2 protein-coding genes are annotated in these 1183 nt (G+C 65.2%); both read left to right on the plus strand.

Translation table 11 applies throughout. The features are described 5' to 3' along the window. Window positions 1-94: 94 nt before the first annotated feature. The gene (locus EN893_RS34815; protein WP_128362203.1) at window positions 95-862 is read left to right on the plus strand and encodes an ABC transporter ATP-binding protein; all 768 of its coding nucleotides are present in this window, start codon (window positions 95-97) and stop codon (window positions 860-862) included. Beyond that, window positions 855-1183, plus strand: a 329-nt coding sequence (locus tag EN893_RS34820; protein WP_164901426.1) for an ABC transporter substrate-binding protein, incomplete at its 3' end; no start/stop codon positions are given. The genes EN893_RS34815 and EN893_RS34820, both read left to right, overlap by 8 nt.

A 1183-nucleotide genomic window follows, 5' to 3' on the forward strand; every position in this document is an offset into this window, starting at 1 on the left:
CCCTTGTCCTGTTCGGGTTGACTGTACTGCTGCAGCGCCTTGCGATGCCCTGGGAGCGGGCCGGCAAGGAAACCGTCGGGAAGGGGCCCTGGCGATGAGCCGGCTCGAACTGCGGTATGTGCGCAAGGCGTTCGGTGGGCTCGACGTGCTGGCCGATATTTCGCTTAGCGTCGGCGCTGGTGAATTCGTCTCGATCCTTGGACCCTCGGGCGCCGGCAAATCGACACTCTTCCAGCTTCTGACCGGCGCCGAGCATGGCGAGGGCGAGATGTTGTTTGACGGCGCGACGCTCGACGACCACGGCAGGCATTTCGCTTTCATGCCGCAGCGTGACGCGCTGATGCCGTGGCGGCGCATCCTCGACAACGCAACGCTCGGGCTCGAAGTGCAAGGCATGAGGAGACAGGCGGCGCGGGCGCGCGTTGCGCCGTTGTTTGCCGAATTCGGGCTTGCCGGCTTCGAGCGGCATTTTCCAGCGCAACTGTCCGGCGGTATGCGCCAGCGCGCGGCCTTGCTGCGCACGGTGGTGCAGCAACGCGACATGCTTTTGCTCGACGAGCCGTTCGGCGCGCTCGACGCGCTGACCCGCACGGCCATGCAGCGCTGGCTGGAACAGATGTGGCGGCATCATCGCTGGACGGCGCTCCTGATCACCCATGACGTGCGCGAAGCCGTGTTCCTGTCCGACCGCATCTATCTGCTGTCGGCGCGCCCGGCCCGCATCGTGCGTGAAATCAAGGTGCCGCTGCCGCGCCCGCGCAGCCTTGGCGGCGATGCCGCGCGCCAGGCAAGTACGCTCGAGGCCGAGATTCTCGACATCATCCTCAACGCCACCCCATCCAAAGGACACGATCATGACTGACTTGACGCGCCGGCAGGCCTTGTTGCTGACCCTTGCCACAGGCCTTCCGCTCGTTGCCGGATCGGGGCGAGCCCAAGCACAATCGGCACAAAAGGTCACCGTTGCCCTCGACTGGACTGTCAACACCAACCACATCGGACTGTTCGTCGCCCGCGACAAGGGCTTCTATCGCGAGGCCGGGCTCGAGGTCGACATCCTGCCTTACAGCGATACCGGTGCGGGCACGCTGGTTGCAAATCGCGTCGCCGATTTCGGCATCAACGGCACCATCAGCCTGTTCACCCAGAGAACCGCCGGAGCGGACCTGAAGGGCGTCTATGC

Source organism: Mesorhizobium sp. M7A.F.Ca.CA.004.04.2.1 (assembly GCF_004022825.1).
GTDB lineage: Bacteria > Pseudomonadota > Alphaproteobacteria > Rhizobiales > Rhizobiaceae > Mesorhizobium.